We start from the raw sequence: 1,685 nt of genomic DNA on the forward strand, positions 1-1,685 counted from the left end.
GGAGGAGCGAAAGATACGGATCGACTTTAAGGGCAAAGTTCGGATCATCCTGATCCCAAGGTCCCTTCTGATCCTTTTGAAAGACTACTGTCGAAAACAGAAGATCAAGGAGGGAAGTATTTTCCGCTCAAGGAACGGGAGACCGCTGGACCGGAGAAATATATGGACGGAGATGAAAAGTCTCTGCGAGAGGGCAAAGGTGGCAGCAAGCAAAGTGTTTCCGCATAACCTGAGACATCTCTTCGCGAGATGCTTTTACGAAAAGGAACACGACCTCGCGCGATTGGCAGATTATCTTGGGCACAGCAGTATCGAGACAACGAGACGGTATACGATGATCACGAGCGAGGAGGCCTGCGCGAAGGATTTAGAGCTGGGGCTGGTCCAAAGGGAAGAAGGGGGATCGGAAGGAAAGAAAGGTAATATGGAACAAAAGGGAAAAATAAAGGATCCGTCTGCGACATAATGTGTATTATGTCATGAACGGCTTATCTTAGATGATTCTGCATCGTTCTTACATGAAATTTACATGCTTTTTACGCTTCCTAAAGTTAATTTAGAAAAGTGAACCGGTCCGCAAACCCGCTTTCAGGACCGTATGTTTTTTTGAAAATCATGTTAAAAAAACGCAAAAAAGCAAAAATCCCGGAATATCCATTGAAAACAAAGGTTTTTCGTGATATTATTTTTATGTATATATATGAATACAAGGGGGATTCGTTATGACATAATACACATTATGTCATGGACGGCTTTTTTGAATGAAGAAATGTATGATCGGAGAACGATACGGAAGTCTCGTGGTAATTGAAAAAGTGAAGATTCCGGGGAAACCTAAAACCTATTGGCGGTGCCGGTGTGACTGCGGGAATACATGCACCGTGGAAGATTCACACCTGAAAAACGGACATACGAAGAGCTGTGGATGCAGAAGGCGAATCCGACTTCAGGAAAAACGCCTCGATCTCACCGGACAGCGGTACGGCAGACTTGTCGTTCTGGGACCGGCAGCGATGCTGACAGAAAAAAAAGAAGGCACGGTGGAGCAAAGTGGATCGTCCGAAGGTGATCGCGAGGATCGTCCGGGAAGGATGAGTGACTACTGGCTTTGTCAGTGTGACTGTGGAAAACAATGCATCTGCCGCAAAGAGAATCTCCGTTCCGGGGTCACAAGAAGCTGTGGCTGTCTTCAGGAAGCACAGAGAAAGGTAAATATGAAGAAAGCCATCCATTTTATGGACGGAACCTGTGTGGAGCGGATTGCGTGCAGAAAGACATTTTCCAATAATACTTCCGGTCACCGCGGAGTATACAGAAGAGAAAACAACCGATGGAGAGCATCCATTGGCTTTCAGGGAAAGTCCTACAATCTTGGCAGCTTCGCAACCTATGAGGAGGCAGTTCAGGCGCGGCTGGACGCGGAAAAACGGTTATATGATCCATTTTTAGCGAAATACCGCGAAAAAAATTCCTGAGGACGCAGGGGAATCACAATACTGATAAAAACACTTCCAACCGCAGGAATACCGGGCAGCTTTGCTGCATAGAATGCAGTTTAGGGAGTGATTTTTATAAATTTTAAGGAACAAGGGGGAAAGGAGGGGCTTTGTGAGCATACAGAGGCAGAAGAATCCTGTGTGCAGCAATTGAAATATTGACTCACAGTAACTGTTCGACAGAGATAC

The 1,685-nt window shown here is 45.8% G+C and carries 2 protein-coding genes; both read left to right on the forward strand.

All coding sequences use genetic code 11. The annotated features are described in order from the left end of the window. On the forward strand, nucleotides 1-466 hold a 466-nt coding region (locus GPK90_RS19310), incomplete at its 5' end, for a tyrosine-type recombinase/integrase (protein WP_346011303.1). Between the two features lie 295 nt (nucleotides 467-761). Further along, nucleotides 762-1,475: an AP2/ERF family transcription factor gene (locus GPK90_RS18355; protein WP_215703625.1), complete on the forward strand. Its 714-nt coding sequence runs from the start codon at nucleotides 762-764 to the stop codon at nucleotides 1,473-1,475. Nucleotides 1,476-1,685 lie beyond the last annotated feature (210 nt).

It is taken from the genome of Clostridium sp. MCC344, assembly GCF_018785365.1.
Classification (GTDB): domain Bacteria; phylum Bacillota; class Clostridia; order Lachnospirales; family Lachnospiraceae; genus Pilosibacter.

What these genes read in the sequence shown, in the direction of transcription:
- GPK90_RS18355 (WP_215703625.1), top strand. Translation starts at nt 762, where the DNA reads ATGAAGAAATGTATGATCGGAGAACGATACGGAAGTCTCGTGGTAATT.